Source organism: Pseudoalteromonas sp. ASV78, from assembly GCF_047806705.1.
Taxonomy (GTDB): domain Bacteria; phylum Pseudomonadota; class Gammaproteobacteria; order Enterobacterales; family Alteromonadaceae; genus Pseudoalteromonas; species Pseudoalteromonas prydzensis_A.
The window spans coordinates 751,680-766,010 of the sequence record NZ_JBLOPA010000001.1 but is presented as its reverse complement, the minus strand read 5'-3'; the positions used below and the strand labels follow the sequence as shown (position 1 = coordinate 766,010).

At 41.7% G+C, this 14,331-nt stretch carries 22 protein-coding genes and 1 tRNA gene; 15 read left to right on the top strand and 8 right to left on the bottom strand.

Annotated features, from left to right (window positions below):
* Positions 1–40: 40 nt before the first annotated feature.
* Both ACMVDV_RS03450 and ACMVDV_RS03445 read right to left on the bottom strand, forming a co-directional pair.
* The gene (locus ACMVDV_RS03450; protein WP_416157201.1) at positions 41–2,542 is read right to left on the bottom strand and encodes an ABC transporter permease; all 2,502 of its coding nucleotides are present in this window, start codon (positions 2,540–2,542) and stop codon (positions 41–43) included.
* Entirely contained in the window at positions 2,532–3,245 is a 714-nt protein-coding gene (locus ACMVDV_RS03445; protein WP_416157200.1) for an ABC transporter ATP-binding protein, read from the bottom strand. Before ACMVDV_RS03445 ends, ACMVDV_RS03450 begins: the two co-directional genes overlap by 11 nt.
* On the opposite strand from ACMVDV_RS03445, the gene ACMVDV_RS03440 reads away from it, so the two are divergent.
* The 3 genes from ACMVDV_RS03440 (at position 3,246) to ACMVDV_RS03430 (ending at position 5,001) form a co-directional block, all read left to right on the top strand.
* Positions 3,246–3,866 (top strand): arylesterase, encoded by a 621-nt coding sequence (locus ACMVDV_RS03440; protein WP_416157199.1) that lies wholly within the window; start codon positions 3,246–3,248, stop codon positions 3,864–3,866.
* Positions 3,867–3,972: 106 nt separating this feature from the next.
* A tRNA-Pro gene (locus ACMVDV_RS03435) sits at positions 3,973–4,049 on the top strand.
* A gap of 214 nt (positions 4,050–4,263) precedes the next feature.
* Positions 4,264–5,001, top strand: coding sequence for an XRE family transcriptional regulator (locus tag ACMVDV_RS03430; RefSeq protein WP_416157198.1), 738 nt, complete (start codon positions 4,264–4,266; stop codon positions 4,999–5,001).
* 7 nt (positions 5,002–5,008) lie between these two features.
* On the opposite strand, the gene ACMVDV_RS03425 is transcribed toward ACMVDV_RS03430, so the two are convergent.
* From ACMVDV_RS03425 to ACMVDV_RS03400, 6 genes are all read right to left on the bottom strand, one after another.
* Complete coding sequence (locus tag ACMVDV_RS03425) at positions 5,009–5,896, bottom strand: hypothetical protein (RefSeq protein WP_416157197.1); 888 nt, start codon at positions 5,894–5,896, stop codon at positions 5,009–5,011.
* Positions 5,897–6,095: 199 nt separating this feature from the next.
* Positions 6,096–6,377 (bottom strand): helix-turn-helix transcriptional regulator, encoded by a 282-nt coding sequence (locus tag ACMVDV_RS03420; RefSeq protein WP_135475234.1) that lies wholly within the window; start codon positions 6,375–6,377, stop codon positions 6,096–6,098.
* Between the two features lie 93 nt (positions 6,378–6,470).
* The gene (locus ACMVDV_RS03415; RefSeq protein ID WP_135475233.1) at positions 6,471–6,734 is read right to left on the bottom strand and encodes a hypothetical protein; all 264 of its coding nucleotides are present in this window, start codon (positions 6,732–6,734) and stop codon (positions 6,471–6,473) included.
* 304 nt (positions 6,735–7,038) lie between these two features.
* Complete coding sequence (gene istB / locus ACMVDV_RS03410; RefSeq protein WP_416157196.1) at positions 7,039–7,794, bottom strand: IS21-like element helper ATPase IstB; 756 nt, start codon at positions 7,792–7,794, stop codon at positions 7,039–7,041.
* 11 nt (positions 7,795–7,805) lie between these two features.
* On the bottom strand, positions 7,806–9,356 hold the full coding sequence (istA, locus tag ACMVDV_RS03405) for an IS21 family transposase (RefSeq protein WP_416157195.1): 1,551 nt from the start codon (positions 9,354–9,356) through the stop codon (positions 7,806–7,808).
* Positions 9,357–9,586: 230 nt separating this feature from the next.
* Complete coding sequence (locus ACMVDV_RS03400) at positions 9,587–9,811, bottom strand: hypothetical protein (protein ID WP_416157194.1); 225 nt, start codon at positions 9,809–9,811, stop codon at positions 9,587–9,589.
* A 171-nt stretch (positions 9,812–9,982) separates the two neighbouring features.
* On the opposite strand from ACMVDV_RS03400, the gene ACMVDV_RS03395 reads away from it, so the two are divergent.
* The 12 genes from ACMVDV_RS03395 to ACMVDV_RS03340 all read left to right on the top strand — a co-directional run bounded on the left by ACMVDV_RS03395 (position 9,983) and on the right by ACMVDV_RS03340 (position 14,324).
* Positions 9,983–10,387 carry a helix-turn-helix transcriptional regulator gene (locus ACMVDV_RS03395; RefSeq protein WP_416157193.1) on the top strand — a complete coding sequence of 135 codons (405 nt, stop codon included), beginning with the start codon at positions 9,983–9,985 and terminating at the stop codon, positions 10,385–10,387.
* Between the two features lie 19 nt (positions 10,388–10,406).
* Positions 10,407–10,571 (top strand): hypothetical protein, encoded by a 165-nt coding sequence (locus tag ACMVDV_RS03390; RefSeq protein WP_416157192.1) that lies wholly within the window; start codon positions 10,407–10,409, stop codon positions 10,569–10,571.
* A 107-nt stretch (positions 10,572–10,678) separates the two neighbouring features.
* Positions 10,679–10,942: a hypothetical protein gene (locus tag ACMVDV_RS03385; protein WP_416157191.1), complete on the top strand. Its 264-nt coding sequence runs from the start codon at positions 10,679–10,681 to the stop codon at positions 10,940–10,942.
* On the top strand, positions 10,942–11,112 hold the full coding sequence (locus ACMVDV_RS03380; RefSeq protein ID WP_416157190.1) for a hypothetical protein: 171 nt from the start codon (positions 10,942–10,944) through the stop codon (positions 11,110–11,112). Before ACMVDV_RS03385 ends, ACMVDV_RS03380 begins: the two co-directional genes overlap by 1 nt.
* Positions 11,113–11,123: 11 nt before the next feature.
* On the top strand, positions 11,124–11,249 hold the full coding sequence (locus tag ACMVDV_RS03375; protein WP_416157189.1) for a hypothetical protein: 126 nt from the start codon (positions 11,124–11,126) through the stop codon (positions 11,247–11,249).
* Positions 11,250–11,508: 259 nt separating this feature from the next.
* A complete protein-coding gene (locus ACMVDV_RS03370) occupies positions 11,509–11,796 on the top strand; it encodes a hypothetical protein (protein WP_416157188.1) in 288 nt (95 codons plus the stop codon).
* Positions 11,783–12,154 (top strand): hypothetical protein, encoded by a 372-nt coding sequence (locus tag ACMVDV_RS03365; RefSeq protein ID WP_416157187.1) that lies wholly within the window; start codon positions 11,783–11,785, stop codon positions 12,152–12,154. Before ACMVDV_RS03370 ends, ACMVDV_RS03365 begins: the two co-directional genes overlap by 14 nt.
* Positions 12,151–12,420, top strand: a complete 270-nt coding sequence (locus tag ACMVDV_RS03360; protein WP_416157186.1) for a hypothetical protein — start codon at positions 12,151–12,153, stop codon at positions 12,418–12,420. The genes ACMVDV_RS03365 and ACMVDV_RS03360 overlap by 4 nt, the downstream gene beginning before the upstream one ends.
* A 70-nt stretch (positions 12,421–12,490) precedes the next feature.
* Complete coding sequence (locus ACMVDV_RS03355) at positions 12,491–12,763, top strand: hypothetical protein (protein WP_416157185.1); 273 nt, start codon at positions 12,491–12,493, stop codon at positions 12,761–12,763.
* A 10-nt stretch (positions 12,764–12,773) separates the two neighbouring features.
* Entirely contained in the window at positions 12,774–12,929 is a 156-nt protein-coding gene (locus ACMVDV_RS03350) for a hypothetical protein (protein WP_182777738.1), read from the top strand.
* A complete protein-coding gene (locus tag ACMVDV_RS03345) occupies positions 12,926–13,147 on the top strand; it encodes a hypothetical protein (protein WP_016899770.1) in 222 nt (73 codons plus the stop codon). Before ACMVDV_RS03350 ends, ACMVDV_RS03345 begins: the two co-directional genes overlap by 4 nt.
* Before the next feature lies 1 nt (position 13,148).
* On the top strand, positions 13,149–14,324 hold the full coding sequence (locus ACMVDV_RS03340) for a recombinase (protein WP_416157184.1): 1,176 nt from the start codon (positions 13,149–13,151) through the stop codon (positions 14,322–14,324).
* Positions 14,325–14,331 lie beyond the last annotated feature (7 nt).

The window sequence follows — 14,331 nt, the reverse complement described above, 5'->3', positions numbered from 1 at the left end:
AAAAAGCCCGTAAAAACGGGCTTGTTTAATTGCTAGCCTTTTAGGCTAAAGAGCGCAGCAACCCTTGGGTATTTTTGCGCATGGTTCTGGCTATCATAAAGTAACCGAGTGATGCCACAAACACGCCCCCCACTAATGGCCCAATCAGCCAAATATGCGGGTGCAACTTACCGGCTAACTCAAACATCTCACGTTGTACTATTAATAACGCAACATCGCTGACCAGCGCAGCGACAAAACCCGCAGCGCTGCCAAGCAATAAAAATTCATATAAAGTGGCATTTTTTATTAACCGCCCTTTTGCACCTAAAGTACGCAATATAACAATTTCTTGCATTCGCTCGCCCAAGCTTGCTTGTACTTGGGAAATCAATACTAAGCCACCACACATCACCACTATCGCTAGTACAAAACCTATCGCCAAGGACACTTGCGAAATAGTCGAGCGAATTTGTTTAACAAAACTTTCTACGTCTATGGCATTGATGGTTGGATAACTGCGTAATAATTGGCTAAAGTCGCGCTTTTGCTCGTCATTAATACGTACCGATGAAATATAGGTCGCTGGAAAATCAGCTAAAACATCGGGGCTTAGAATAATAAAGAAATTAGGTTTTAAGGTTGCCCAATTCACTTTACGCACACTGGTAATTTTAGCATCAAATGATTGCGCACCGATTAAAAAGGTCAGCGTATCACCCAGTTTTACATCTAAGCGCTCGAGCATTGATTCTTCAACTGACGCTTCAGCGGTGGCATTGTCGCCAAACCATTGCCCGTCGATTATCTCATTTTGCGCCGGCGGTTGCTCAAGCCAGGTAAGATTAAGCTCACGGCCAATACCTGAACGGGCTTCTTCGTCTTTCTTTTCATTATCTTGCAACGACACTTCACGGGCAACCAGCTCGCCGTTGACTGCGTTGATACGACCACGAACAGTCGGGTAAAAGTCTGACACTTGAATGTTCTTTTGTGCTAAAAACGCATTTACATCTGGCAGTTCTGTTTCTGTAATATTCACCAAAAAGGCATTCGGCGCATCACTAGGTAATTGCGATTGCCAATCAGCGATCATATCGTTTTTAAGTACCACTAAAAATAACAACAGTTTTATAGCAAGCGAAAAACTGATCAACTGCACCGCATTGGCATTGGCCCGTTTTTGAATAGAGGCAATTGCAAGCGACCAACTGCTGCCTGGACGCAGCCCTAGCTTACGCCCACCACCAAAAATTAACCGTGATAGCAAAAATAAGATGGCGATTAAAACCAAGGTTGAAACAAATAAAATAGCGGTGATTTTTAAGTTATTACTAAATAACCACATTAGTAAAAATACCGTCACAGCCGACATGCCTAAATGCACTTTACTCACCAACAGCTTATCGCCCAAATTACGGCGTAATACTCTAAGCGGTGGAATATCAAATAAATCTAATAACGGTTTGATTGAAAACATCACCGCACAAATCACCCCAGTGCTGATCGCTACAAACCAAGGTTTTAAACCCGCCGCAGGCAAGCTGTTATTCATTGATTTTGCCAAATAGCCAGTGGCAATTTCTTGCAAACCGTAGCCAATGGCTAAGCCAAGGATCACAGATAAACCACATACTAGCGATAAATGCAGTAAGTAAATTTTGCGGATCGTTGCGCGGCTGCCGCCTAAGGTTTTCATCATCGCAACGGGGTCGTATTGGCGTTCGCAATAACGTTTTGCAGACACCGCAATCGCCACTGCCGCCAAAATAATTCCCAATAATCCTGCTAATAATAAAAAGCTTTCAGCGCGGTTTAAGCTATTAGCAATCGGCGATTGTCGGTCTTTTACCCCATACCACTGCTGATTTTCTTTCATTTGCGGTTTTAGCCACGCATAAAAATCGCTGATCTCGCTCTCATCACCAGCATACAATTGACGGTAAAAAACACGGCTGCCAGGTTGAATAACTTCGGTTTTTGCTACATCTTGGTTATTTAAAAGTACACGGCGACTACTCGAAAAAATATTAAATGGTGCGTCTGGCTCTTCAACCAGTACTTTTTCGATATGAAATTGCGCAGCACCGAGTTCAACCGTATCACCCACTTTGACATTTAATGCATAAAATACCGATTCACTAAACCACACATTACCAACCGATGGCCCCTGCGTGGCAACTTCAACCTCACCGGTTAAGCTACTTTTAACTTTTAATTCGCCCTTAAGTGGATAATGCTGCGACACCGCCTTAACTGAGCTTAATTGCATTTCGTCATTAGCAAACAGCATAGTATCAAAGTAAGTGAGCTGTGCGGTTTGTAAGTTGTATTCGCTTGCTTTCGTTAAATACTCATCTGGTAATTCATGGTTGCTTGCCAGCACGCGATCCGCGGCAATAAAGGCACTGCTTTTTTGCGCGATGCTTTGCCCTATTCGGTCAGTTACCATAGAAAGTGTTAAAACCGTCAATACCGCAAGCGATATTGCCGCACAGATCACCGTAAGTTCACCACGGCGAAACTCACGGCTAAATAATTTTAGTGCTAATTTAGCCCACATTCGCCACTGCCTCATTGGTATTTTTAACTAATTGCCCCGCTTCAATTTGCAAAACGTGCTGACATTTCGCAGCCAGTGCTTCGTCATGCGTCACTAACACTAAGGTCGTACCGTGCAATTTATTCAGATCGAATAACAATGACTCAATTAATTTACCGTTTCTGCTATCAAGATTAGCGGATGGCTCATCAGCAAATAAAATCTTTGGCGTGCCAATAAATGCGCGGGCAATGGCAACACGTTGTTGTTCACCGCCAGAAAGCTGAGATGGGTAATGCTCAACACGATGACTCAAACCAACTTTTTCTAGTAGTTCAAGTGCCTGCTGCTTGGCATTTGATTCACCAGCAAGCTCGGCAGGTAGCATCACATTTTCAAGTGCGGTTAAACTTTGCACCAACATAAAAGATTGAAATACAAAACCGACTTTGGCAGCCCTAAGTGCCGCTCGCGCTTCTTCATCAAGTTCATGCAGTGGCTCACCGTCTAGGTAGATTGAGCCTTGAGTCGATTGATCCAGCCCAGCCAGTAAACTTAGTAAGGTAGATTTACCTGAACCAGATGCACCAACCACAGCCACTGAATCCCCAGACTTGACATTAAAGGTGATGTCGCTGAGGATGGGCAAATCCCCTTCAAGGGTAGTAACCGTTTTTGAAAGACCTTTAACCTGAATGATATTTAATTGAGATAGCGCTGACATATGATGTATTCAATCCTACGTTTTATATTCGTTTTACTATTAGTAATCAAACCACTTAGTGCGGCAGCTGACAACACAATTTTAATTTTAGGAGACAGTTTAAGTGCCGCCTACGGTTTAAAACAAGAGCAAGGCTGGGTTAAATTGTTACAAGATAAATACGATTCTGAGCAAGCACCCGTACAACTGATCAATGCCAGTATCAGTGGTGAAACCACCGGTGGCGCACTGCGCCGTTTAGACGCGCTGCTTAATCAATTTCAACCTAGCCATGTACTCATCGAACTTGGCGGCAACGACGGCCTGCGTGGCTTCCCGATTAAACGACTGAAAGACAACCTAGCCAGTTTAGTGAGCAAAAGCCAACAAGCCGATGCCAAAGTAGCGATAATGGAAATCCACATTCCGCCTAACTATGGGCCACGTTATACCGGGCAATTTACCGCAAGTTTCGCCGCCATTGCTGATGAAACCGACAGCCATTTAATGCCGTTTTTTGTGCTTGATATCGCCTCTGATAAAAGCCTAATGCAAAACGACAACATACACCCTAACAAAACTGCGCAACCTATACTACGAGATACCATGTATAAATCGATCAGTGAGTGGGTAAAATACTAAATATTCACAGAAAATGATTTATTTCGCTCAGTACGTGCAATAAATGTGCAAACAAACAAAAGCTTATTGATTTTTTAAAAAATATACGTACTATTGCTTGCAACGTCGGTATGTAGCGCAGCTTGGTAGCGCACTGTCATGGGGTGGCAGGGGTCGAGAGTTCGAATCTCTCCATACCGACCATTTAACTCCTCTTTAATATCTAACACTTACACAAAATTTAAAGCCTACTTATAAAAAAACCATTTGTATTTTTAGTACCACCTGCGGCCTCAACGCATTGTTTAAATTCTGGTGTCATAAACCCTCCGTTAACTAAACCAATATAAACCATTAGTTTATTTATTGTAAACCTTGTTTTGTATTAAATTATAAACCTTAGGTTTATGGTGTTGATATGAAAGATAATTCAGTTACTGGTCGATTGTGGTCGGCAATGCAAGATGTAGGTGTTTCCAAAGCAGAACTCGCTCGAGCTGCCAATGTCACACCTCAAGCTGCTGGAAAGTGGTTTAAAACAAACTCAATTAGTCGCGAGTCATTGGATGCATGCGCTAAAAGATTAGGCGTGTCTATAAAATGGTTGATCAATGGTGAAGGTGATAAATTCCCTGAAAACGTAGTCTCAATCAGCAAAAAAAAGCATGATCAATCATCTAACGTTGACAGCTTTGTAGAATTAGACCCATGGGATAGTAAAACCCCATTAAATGATGATGAAGTAGAAGTACCGTTTTATATGGAAGTAGAATTATCAGCCGGCAATGGCTCAGAGGTTCATTTAGAAACCGAAGGCCCTAAACTACGTTTTTCTAAATCTACACTTCGTCGGCATGGTATAGATCCAACTCACGCAGCATGTGTCAAAGTGTCAGGTAATTCTATGGAACCAGTCATACCTGATGGCGCGACTGTAGGTATTGATACTGCGAATACAACAATAAAAGATGGCGATATGTTCGCCATAGATTGGTCGGGTGCGCTGTTTGTTAAAACACTAACGCGCAGACCAGGCGGTGGCCTACGCATTCGCAGCTTTAATTTAGACGAATACCCAGACGAAAACCTAACTGTTCAAGAAGCTCAAACAGTTAGAGTAATAGGAAGAGTGTTTTGGTATTCAGTTTTAAGATAAGCTGGCACTAAAGATTGATTATAATATCTTGTGCGCGAGATAAATGATTAAAAACTTCATGTGTGATTTCCTCTTTATATCCAGTTTTATCACATTTAATATAAAAACAAGCGTCCTTAACAACTAGTTTAGGTTCGGCAAAAATGAATGGATACTTAGAAACTAAATATTTTGATAGTTCCGACTCTTTAATTGTAAAGTAACGGATCAAATACGTATAAGCCATGGGAAGAGACATTTTATGTCCGCTCAAAGTTGTGCCAAATAAATACTGATTTTCCGTTAAATCAACAACGCTTGACGTGCCTCTTTTCCTTAATTCTTTTTGTGTTTTTTCAGAGTAATCAGCATTAACTACTTTTCCAAGTTCTACTTTATTATCATCTATCAATTCCGGCCAGTTATCCTTAACAATGGTTAATAGATTTTTATCAACCCAAGCACCGTGCTCCATTATAGCGATGGCATAAATTTTGTCCTCGGTGACAATCGCATACAACAAAGGTCCTGTCCGCTCTATATATCTACCTTTCATTTTCATGCCTAAGTGAAAATGTCTTATATTCCAATGATTAAATAAACCGTCGACAGTACGATTAACCATTACATCGTCACCGTCTGGTTCCATTTCAAATTTGTAAATTTCAATGCCTTTAGACATGTACGGTGCTAAATCTCCACCTAATGAAGCATTACTACAGAATAACTCGAAACCTTTAGCGATCTCCTTGGGAACTTCAAAGTTTTTAGGGAATACTACTTCTCTAGCTTTTCTAGGTATTTTTCTTATCAAATACTCCCAAAATATCATATGTGCATCATTATAACTTTTACTCGAGGAATCAATTTCCAAAAGTGAAGCTAGGTAATCATTCCATCCCGAAAATAAATACATTAAAACCTCCAAGGTTTAATATGAGTGAAAAGAATATAATTCAATAGTAAGGCATCTATTAAAATAAAAATTAAGGCTATTCCTAACTGTCTTGATTAGAATTAAATTTATCTATTCTTTAAGAAAATAAAAAAGCTTCTAAAAGCTCTCACTCTAAAAAAGCCCGCAGTATGCGGGCTTTTTTGAGATAAATAGTCTATTAACAAGTTTCAACCAATCGCCTTGCGTTGTAAGTATGCTTTTGAGCTTCTAGGTTGAACAATGTCTGGATGTCCATCTGGAATGCCTTGTTAAGTTTGACTGCCATCTCCTCTGTAAGTGCGCCGCCTTTGAGAAAGCGACTCATCGTCGATTGATTGACACCTACGAGTTTTGCGGCTTCATTGCCTGATAATCCTTTTTTAACCATTTTTTCTTTCACGAAGTATGCCGCGCCCTGGGGTGAGCCTAACGCGCCTACCAGTTTGCTATTAACATTCATTTTTATCTCCAATTACAAAGCACTTGCTTATAGTTTCTATAAAGTAGTCCACTATAACGAGTGTGGACGTGGCCTTTAAGCCACGTCCACACCTTAACTATAGCAAGTGACATCTAAGTTAACGCCCCCGTTTGCATTGAGTTGAACTTTTATACATGCACAAACATGCTGTTCATTTACTCTTACAAAATAGGTGGCGCTACTGCCGTCAACCTCTACATCATCAATGATACTTGCCAACGCATCCAAACTAACAGCTGCATAAAGAACATCAATAAAACTCTGCACTTTATTTTTCTCTGTCTGACTCAAAGGTTCAGTTGCTACAATTAAGTCATCAACAGTCGTAATTAACATGTTGCACCCCTAATTGTAATTAACACCAACTGCTTGATTACAGTTGATGCTATTTATTCTATATGCGCATACCGCATAAGTCAAATTTTAATCACCTGTCCATCAGATTCCTAGCATGCAAGACGTCTTGATATACCGTTATCACCTCTTTTCCTGTCATACCATTAATGTGTTCAGCTGTTTCATGAAATTTAATGTCTTGAGGGTTTTCTCCTCTTGCTATTTGCGTATTCTCATGACTTTGATCACCGATTCTCATCAGCTTTGATCACCTGATTTATCATTTTGTAGAGCCGTTTTTAAATTAGCTTAACTGATCATCATCAGTCAATTTATTTAACTGTTTTCGTATCGATTCTCCTTTTAAGTTCAACTTAATCGAACCATGAATTAGCCTATCTAAAATGGCGTCAGCATGGGTTGATTCTCCGATCATCTCATGCCAGTTTTCCTGCGGGAGCTGGCTTATAATTATGTGTGATTTATACCCATACCGCGCATCGATTAATTCGAGTAAGTCACCTCGTTGCTGCGCACTCAGTGGTTCAAGCCCCCAGTCGTCTAAGATCAGTAGATCATACTTTATTAGCTTCGCTAGTAATTTTCGGTAACTACCATCTGCTTGTGCTAGAAACAGGCTTTCGAGTAGTTCTTTTAATCGAATATAGTAAACACTTTTTCCTTGTAGGCAGTGCTCATGTCCTAAGGCACACGCAAGGTATGTTTTTCCACAGCCTGTTGCCCCGGTGATTAAGATATTTTGATGTAAGTTCAGCCAGCTATTTTGGCTTAAGTTACGTATCTGTGCTTTTTCTATATTGCGTGTCGGCGAGTAAATCAGTTGATTTAACTGAGCCGGTAAGCGGAATTTAGCGTGTCGCACGAGCCGGTCGATTTTTCTTTGCTCACGCGTGTCAATTTCATGTGTTAGCAATAAACTGATACGCTCTATAAAGCTTTGCTCTTGGTATAAGTTAGGCTGCTCAAGCTGCTGTTTTAATGCGTGTTTTATGCCTGATAGCTTGAGTAGCTGAAGTTGTTGATTAATGGTGTCTATCATGATTCATTTCCTTAATGGTAATACTGTGTGCCGCGTATGTTGCCATGCTTAATTGGCTTTTCTGGCTCTGTTTGCTGTGTGGGTAACGGTTGTTGATCCAACCCTTTCTTCAGCATCTGCTTTATTGATTTGAGTGTGGTCGTATTCATTATGATTGCGCGATAGCACGCTTGCTCAAGCCGCTCTTTTGAATAGATTTTAGCTAAACTTAACACCCCTAAACAGGCGCGATAAGCGTGCTCGGGGTGACGCCGTCCACTGAGCTGTAACTCAATAACTTGGTGGGTATACTCCCCAATACTTAATGCCCATGAGCGTAAATTTATCGGTGACTGCTCATGCTGTTTTTGATGCGCCAGAGGCATATGATGAGACTGTGTTGTATGCCCACCTAAACGATGTGAGCGAGGATGTTGTGCGATTAAGGTATCGTCATGATAAAGCTGTACTAGCTGATTGGTTATGTGTGCGCGTAATTGTTTCTTAACCCACTGATACGGCACACTGTAGTAATGTTTTTCTATTTCAACATGATAATCAATGTGCACTCGCACCGTTTTGATTTGTGTATAGTGATAAGGCTTTTCAGGCAATGGCTTTAATGCGCTTTTATCCACCCTATCAAATAGCTGTTTACGTGACTGTTGATATTGCTTCATGACCTTATTGTTCATAGCATCAAGTAGTTTTGCTATTTCTCGATTTAGGTGCGCTAAGCTGTAGAAGGTTTGCTTGCGTAGACGTGCCATGATCCAACGCTCAACAATTTGTACACCGACTTCAGCCTTCGATTTATCTTTGGGTTTATAAGGTCTAGCGGGTATGACCGCGACATTAAAATACTCGGCTAATTGATGATACGTGGGGTTTAAATCAGGCTCGTAGCGACAGGGTTTACTAACGGCGCTTTTTAAGTTGTCGGGAATAACAAGTTCAGGAACACCGCCTAAAAACGCAAAGCAACGGGCATGACTCATCACCCAATCTTCAAGTTGTTGACTATACGTTGCCTCAGCATAGGTATAATTTGATGCGCCGAGCACGGCAACAAACACTTGAGCAGGTCGTGTTTCCTGTGTTGTAGGGCACGTGATGGTCAGCGTGGGGCCACAATAATCCACAAACAGCTTTTCACCGCCTTTATGATGCTGACGCATCGACAATCGTTGTTTGCCCACCCATTCCCGATAGGCTCGGCAAAAGTGGCTATAACTGTAATAAGGCTCACCGACTTTCTCACGCAATTCATCAAATACTAACTGCAACGTCAAATGTTTGTGCTGCTTCAAATCCTTATTGATGGTGAGCCAGTCAGGTGTTGGGTATCTTTTTTGACGGGTTGAGAAGTCCCTGATTTTTGTATTAAGAAAAGTACCGTGTTGTTTATCTTCAGGTAACGGCCATTGGTTTAAGCCTAACTCATTGGCCTTTTTAACGTAATTAGCCACAGTGCCAGGGGAGATAGTTAAGCTTCTGGCAATCTCTCGATGGGATAATTTTGCTGAATATTTCAGCCGTAAAATAGCATGTAATTTACTCATAGATATAGGTCTTGTTGACATTATTGTTATCCTCATCAAATGATTTAGATAACGGTTTAACATACCTACAAAAATGATAAAACGTGAACTCGGTGAGGAGTGGCATTAAGCTTTGATCGGCAAAATCATTAAGAACACAAAAGTGATCATTATCGAGTGATTTTCGTGATCAAAGCTTAATGAGAATAAGTGATCAAAGTTAATGCCATTGGGTGATCAAAGCTGGAGAGAATATGCAGCTATTACAGCATCTACAACTCACTATAAGAATCATATGCCCCACCATATTTATAAAATCGCATAGCCTCTAAAAATATAGGTTTTTCATGCTCTTCTAGACTTAAATAAATATCATATTCAGACCACGCAAAGCTATTCATAGAAGTAGTATCAATTGATGGTTCAGGCTCATAACTCAAATAAATATAGCCAGCAGCCAAAAGAAGTAATAAAGAAAAAATACCTTTCAAGTGCATACACAAATCCTGCTTTGCATTCCAAGTTCCTAAATAAAAGACTAGCCCTAACTGGATCAATTCGCAAAATTAAACAAACCATTATCAACAACACAAACCTTTAGTTTAACTTTTTATATTTCTAACTTGCCTGATTTATAAACCATAGGTTACACAATAAACAAATTTACTATGAAAACTCAACGCACAGAAACCGGATACCAGCTTGACGACATGCACGTAAACGCCAAGCCCTATTCACGCTTACCAACTCAACAAGCGCGCACCTTGCTATTGGTCGCTAAAGGCCTACCACAAAAAAGCATCGCCAATGAGTTAGGCGTAAAACTGTGCACGGTTCGCCAAGCGTGTAACGAGCTCAGCTTTAAATTTAACACCCATTCCATGCGTCAAACGGTACACCAAGCAATCAAGCAAGGCGTATTGCGCTACACAGTATGCATACTGCTTTGCCTAATTAGCGCAGCAAATAACGACCTAGAACGCAGCTTTAGAACCATTCGGGTAGCCCGAACAGTTCGCACCACCCGCTTACGCCGCATGCGTGAACTGCAAAACGACTTACTAGCAGCCTAACGGCACAAGGAGAATAGCGATGACCAAAGTATTTTTATTCCCAACAGCCCGAAATAACGCCGCTACGGCCCCGTTACTTCACAAGCTAAAACAAGCGCAAAAGGTATGCCCATTTCAATTGATTATACCTGAGCAAAAAGCAGCTAATAACCCATACCCTGAGCCACCGCCACACGCGGCCTAACTCAGGGCAACAGTTTCACAACCTGCTGGCGCGCACTTGCCCAACTAGCCCAGCCGAGTGATTGCCGTAAGCAACCAAACAACACAACAGGAACAAGGATAAACATCATGCTAAACATATTTACAGCACTCATCATCAACCAACTTAAGCAACGCATTCACTTTATGAATCAACGGTTGCAAGGCGAAGAACTTCGCATTTACGAGTCAGGTACCAAATACTGCATCATCGTATTTGTCGATCTAAATACGCAAACTGTACTCGGCACACTGGCACTAAACGCCAGCGCCAAGCGCGACCTGTGTGTCACCAAAGCGTTTTTAAGTCTTATTGAAAACACCCGTTCACAGCAAGTATTACTAGCAGCGTAATGACCGATTTTGAGCAAGCAACGTTAGAAACCTTGGTCAGTTTTAAAGCCAAAGACAAAAAAGAGATCAACCGCTTACTAACTAACAAAAAGCTTCAACAAGAAGCCTGCCAACTAGTCAAAAAGTGGAACGACAAACGTAAACAACTGGGCTTAGTCCCTTGGGAATAACAGGTATAACAATGGCAAACGAAAAAGTGTTTAAACATGACGGCACCACTTTTGGCGCTCATTACGCTGCAAAAAGTGGCTTAGAGAAAACGGCTTTAGTTATGGTTCAAGTAGCCATGATGGCCCTGCTGGCATAGTTAAAGGAGACGCTGCTATTGCTAAATATCGCCACCTATCTGAAGACGATAAAGAAGCAATGGACGGCTGGCTTTATTCTGGCCGTGATCAAGATGCACGAATTGTTTTTAACACTTAGTAAGGATAAATCAATGCACAAATTTAAACGCCACAGCGTAGCTCAGCAACGGGCTCGCATTCGCCAGTTTTATCAACGTAAATACGCTGTGCAAAGCGCACAGCCAACACAAACCAAAAAAGCAGCGTAGGAGCAAGCCGATGAATACGGATCAAGCAGCTGAGAGAATGCTCGAAACAGGGCTATTTTACACAGAGCTACTAATAGCCCGCGAGTTTGGCCAATCGTTCAAACATGGTGAAGCATGTTTAAGAAGCATTCGAAAGAATAAGCGCTACACCATAATTGAAGAACAACACCCGGTTAAAAAAGTAAAAGTAATCGCCATCGATGGCCGAACAGTAACCATCAACCAATTACAGAACACCGCATTGTTATTTAAGCGCCCAAATATACTTATTCAGGAGAGCAGCAATGGCAACAGGTAACGTAAGCGCCGGCGATGTATTTAACAACTGGACTGTACTATCACAAGACGGCTCTCATGAAAGTGGAGAACAATACTTTTTATGTGTATGCATTTGCGGCACTCAACGCCCCGTTCGTAAAGGCAACTTAGGCAAAGTAACCGGCTGTGGTTGTGTACGTAAAAGCTACCAAGCCAGCAATACACCACGCAAAGTAAAAAAACAGCCGGCTAAAGTACCTAAACAAAAATCAGTGGCTCTAAAAAAAGCCGCACCACCCGCTTATATAGAACGAACTAAATCTCCACGCGAAAAATTGGAAGACCGCCTTGACCACCACCGCTTAGTTCGTGAACTTAATGAATTGTGGGTTGCATGATCAATAAAATCACCATGCCAAAGGCCTGCATTAGCTGTCAGGCCTATAAACACATTGGCAAAACCGACGATCCGCATTGTCCGCATACCGATTGGCGCGGTCAAGCGAAAACAAAAACCCGTTATGGTAAATGCCAAACCCACGGCACCCAAGTATTTATAACAGAACTGTGTAACCAATATCAGCAAGAACCATTTATAGAAGTGGTTGATGCTGATAACAGGCCAACAGCAAAACAGCCAAGGCAAGAACGCTTAGCATTTTAAATAACAGGTGACATATGAAAGATACTTTAACCCTTGATGGTGTTGGTTTTATAACTGATGAGGTAAAACTATGAAAAATGTTAAATGGTTTCTAAGTGAATTAGCACTGGCCGAACCTGAGCAATATGAAGCAGGTGAGCTTGAAATAATCTGTGAAGATGAATCAGGCCGTGAGGGATATACATCATTTGAAATTAAAGATTTAGCCGAAGATTCACTTAAGCTAATTGAAAGCCTTGAAAGTAAACTTGATGAAGCCAACGAGTTACTTACACGAGTTTATGATTCAGGTATTAAATTAGATGAACTTGAAGAGCCTATTCATTTCTATTTAGTAAAATAAAGGAACCAACATGGCTAAAAAAGTGATCAGCATAATAGAAGATGACGACGGCGTAATTATTGACATTCGTACGCCAGGTGATCGAACAAACTATGAATTTGAAAACCTAAACCAAGCGCTTGATGCGCTACCTAACTTAGACGAACTGCAAACAGGTGACTTATGAAAAAGCCTAAATTAATGAAAGCCCGTTGTTGGGCAAAAGAGCACTTCCACGGCGATTCACTCCCAAGCTATCAATCACTTCGTGACTGGGTAGCAACCGGCTATGTGCAAGGTGAATTGGTAGGCCCAGGGCAACAAGTGTATATTTACGAAGATCAACAACCAGGAACGCATGCAAAAGCAAAAGAAATTGCATTGCAACTAGCAGCGAATAGCTAAAATGGCACCAAGAAAACGACTTAACAAAAACCGAGACCTGCCGCCGTTTTTATACTTTGATAAAAACGCCGGCTATCAACTCAAAATGGTAAACGGCAAGCGCAAAATTATTAGCCAAAACCGTACCGAAGCAATCATCATTGCCAACGAGTACAACCGCATAAAGCGAGGCGGCTCATTACTAGACGACCTAATCAACGACACCGCCTCAAAAACCAGCTTTAGCAGCTTGGTAGATAAAATAATTCAGCGCATGACCGCCGATAAAAAACCCGGCAGCAGTGTTGTATCTACGTGGTTAAACGACGCCGAACGCGTTAAGTCATACTTCACCATGCCAGGCGAAGAAATAACCCTAAGCGACGTAACCGACTACATGGACCACTTTCATAAAAGCGCCAGTAACAACGTATACAACCGCAAATTAAGCTTTCTTGAACTCGTATTCGACTACGCCAAAGACACAGGCCACATGACCACCAACCCAGCAGCGCTTAAAATTAAAAAACCAAAAGAAGCCAAAAAGCGCAAAGCCCTGGACGTAAACGCATTTGAAAGAATACGCACCGCCGCCCCACTTTGGCTAAAAACAGCCATGGACTTAACCATGCAAACCACCCACGCAGTGCTTGAAGTCTCGCGCATAGAATACAAACTAAAAAAAGCAGAACCAGGGCGCTGTGGTTGCATTTGGTATAAAGAACCACTCACAGACCAACACGGTAAAATTTACGGCGAACTGGCCATACACCGCCAAAAAACCTATAAAAGTGAAGCGTCGCACGTAATAATACCCATCAACGACACAATAAAAGCCATTATCGACAACAGCCGCGACAACACCGTATCACCCTACGTCGTGCACAAGCTCCCTAAAAAGAACTCAAACCCAACCAGTGCATTGGTAAACCACATCACCCAAATAGTAAGCAAAAATATCAGCCGCGAATTTTCAAACGTACGCGACCAACTAGGCCTATACGGCAACCTTAAACCAGAAGAACGCCCAACGTACCACGAAATCCGTGGCCTTTCAGCGCGGCTAATAAAAGCCCAAGGCTGGGAACCACAAACCCGAATGGGCCACTCAGACAGCAAATCAACCAAAGTCTACACCGAATTCGGCAAGCAGATTGAATGGGTGCAAGTGCCTAATTTAACAGTGAATTTGGATTAAAATATAG

Excerpts from the sequence above, each read along its gene's own strand:
- ACMVDV_RS03425 (WP_416157197.1), bottom strand. The coding sequence starts at position 5,896 with ATGTATTTATTTTCGGGATGGAATGATTACCTAGCTTCACTTTTGGAA.
- ACMVDV_RS03420 (WP_135475234.1), bottom strand. The coding sequence starts at position 6,377 with ATGAATGTTAATAGCAAACTGGTAGGCGCGTTAGGCTCACCCCAGGGC.
- ACMVDV_RS03345 (WP_016899770.1), top strand. The coding sequence starts at position 12,926 with ATGAAAAAGCCTAAATTAATGAAAGCCCGTTGTTGGGCAAAAGAGCAC.
- istA (WP_416157195.1), bottom strand. The coding sequence starts at position 9,356 with ATGTCAACAAGACCTATATCTATGAGTAAATTACATGCTATTTTACGG.
- ACMVDV_RS03445 (WP_416157200.1), bottom strand. The coding sequence starts at position 3,245 with ATGTCAGCGCTATCTCAATTAAATATCATTCAGGTTAAAGGTCTTTCA.
- ACMVDV_RS03415 (WP_135475233.1), bottom strand. The coding sequence starts at position 6,734 with ATGTTAATTACGACTGTTGATGACTTAATTGTAGCAACTGAACCTTTG.
- ACMVDV_RS03450 (WP_416157201.1), bottom strand. The coding sequence starts at position 2,542 with ATGTGGGCTAAATTAGCACTAAAATTATTTAGCCGTGAGTTTCGCCGT.
- ACMVDV_RS03430 (WP_416157198.1), top strand. The coding sequence starts at position 4,264 with ATGAAAGATAATTCAGTTACTGGTCGATTGTGGTCGGCAATGCAAGAT.
- ACMVDV_RS03360 (WP_416157186.1), top strand. The coding sequence starts at position 12,151 with ATGATCAATAAAATCACCATGCCAAAGGCCTGCATTAGCTGTCAGGCC.
- ACMVDV_RS03400 (WP_416157194.1), bottom strand. The coding sequence starts at position 9,811 with ATGCACTTGAAAGGTATTTTTTCTTTATTACTTCTTTTGGCTGCTGGC.
- ACMVDV_RS03390 (WP_416157192.1), top strand. The coding sequence starts at position 10,407 with ATGACCAAAGTATTTTTATTCCCAACAGCCCGAAATAACGCCGCTACG.
- ACMVDV_RS03355 (WP_416157185.1), top strand. The coding sequence starts at position 12,491 with ATGAAAAATGTTAAATGGTTTCTAAGTGAATTAGCACTGGCCGAACCT.
- ACMVDV_RS03380 (WP_416157190.1), top strand. The coding sequence starts at position 10,942 with ATGACCGATTTTGAGCAAGCAACGTTAGAAACCTTGGTCAGTTTTAAA.
- ACMVDV_RS03350 (WP_182777738.1), top strand. The coding sequence starts at position 12,774 with ATGGCTAAAAAAGTGATCAGCATAATAGAAGATGACGACGGCGTAATT.
- ACMVDV_RS03370 (WP_416157188.1), top strand. The coding sequence starts at position 11,509 with ATGAATACGGATCAAGCAGCTGAGAGAATGCTCGAAACAGGGCTATTT.
- ACMVDV_RS03440 (WP_416157199.1), top strand. The coding sequence starts at position 3,246 with ATGATGTATTCAATCCTACGTTTTATATTCGTTTTACTATTAGTAATC.
- ACMVDV_RS03385 (WP_416157191.1), top strand. The coding sequence starts at position 10,679 with ATGCTAAACATATTTACAGCACTCATCATCAACCAACTTAAGCAACGC.
- ACMVDV_RS03395 (WP_416157193.1), top strand. The coding sequence starts at position 9,983 with ATGAAAACTCAACGCACAGAAACCGGATACCAGCTTGACGACATGCAC.
- ACMVDV_RS03365 (WP_416157187.1), top strand. The coding sequence starts at position 11,783 with ATGGCAACAGGTAACGTAAGCGCCGGCGATGTATTTAACAACTGGACT.
- ACMVDV_RS03340 (WP_416157184.1), top strand. The coding sequence starts at position 13,149 with ATGGCACCAAGAAAACGACTTAACAAAAACCGAGACCTGCCGCCGTTT.
- istB (WP_416157196.1), bottom strand. The coding sequence starts at position 7,794 with ATGATAGACACCATTAATCAACAACTTCAGCTACTCAAGCTATCAGGC.
- ACMVDV_RS03375 (WP_416157189.1), top strand. The coding sequence starts at position 11,124 with ATGGCAAACGAAAAAGTGTTTAAACATGACGGCACCACTTTTGGCGCT.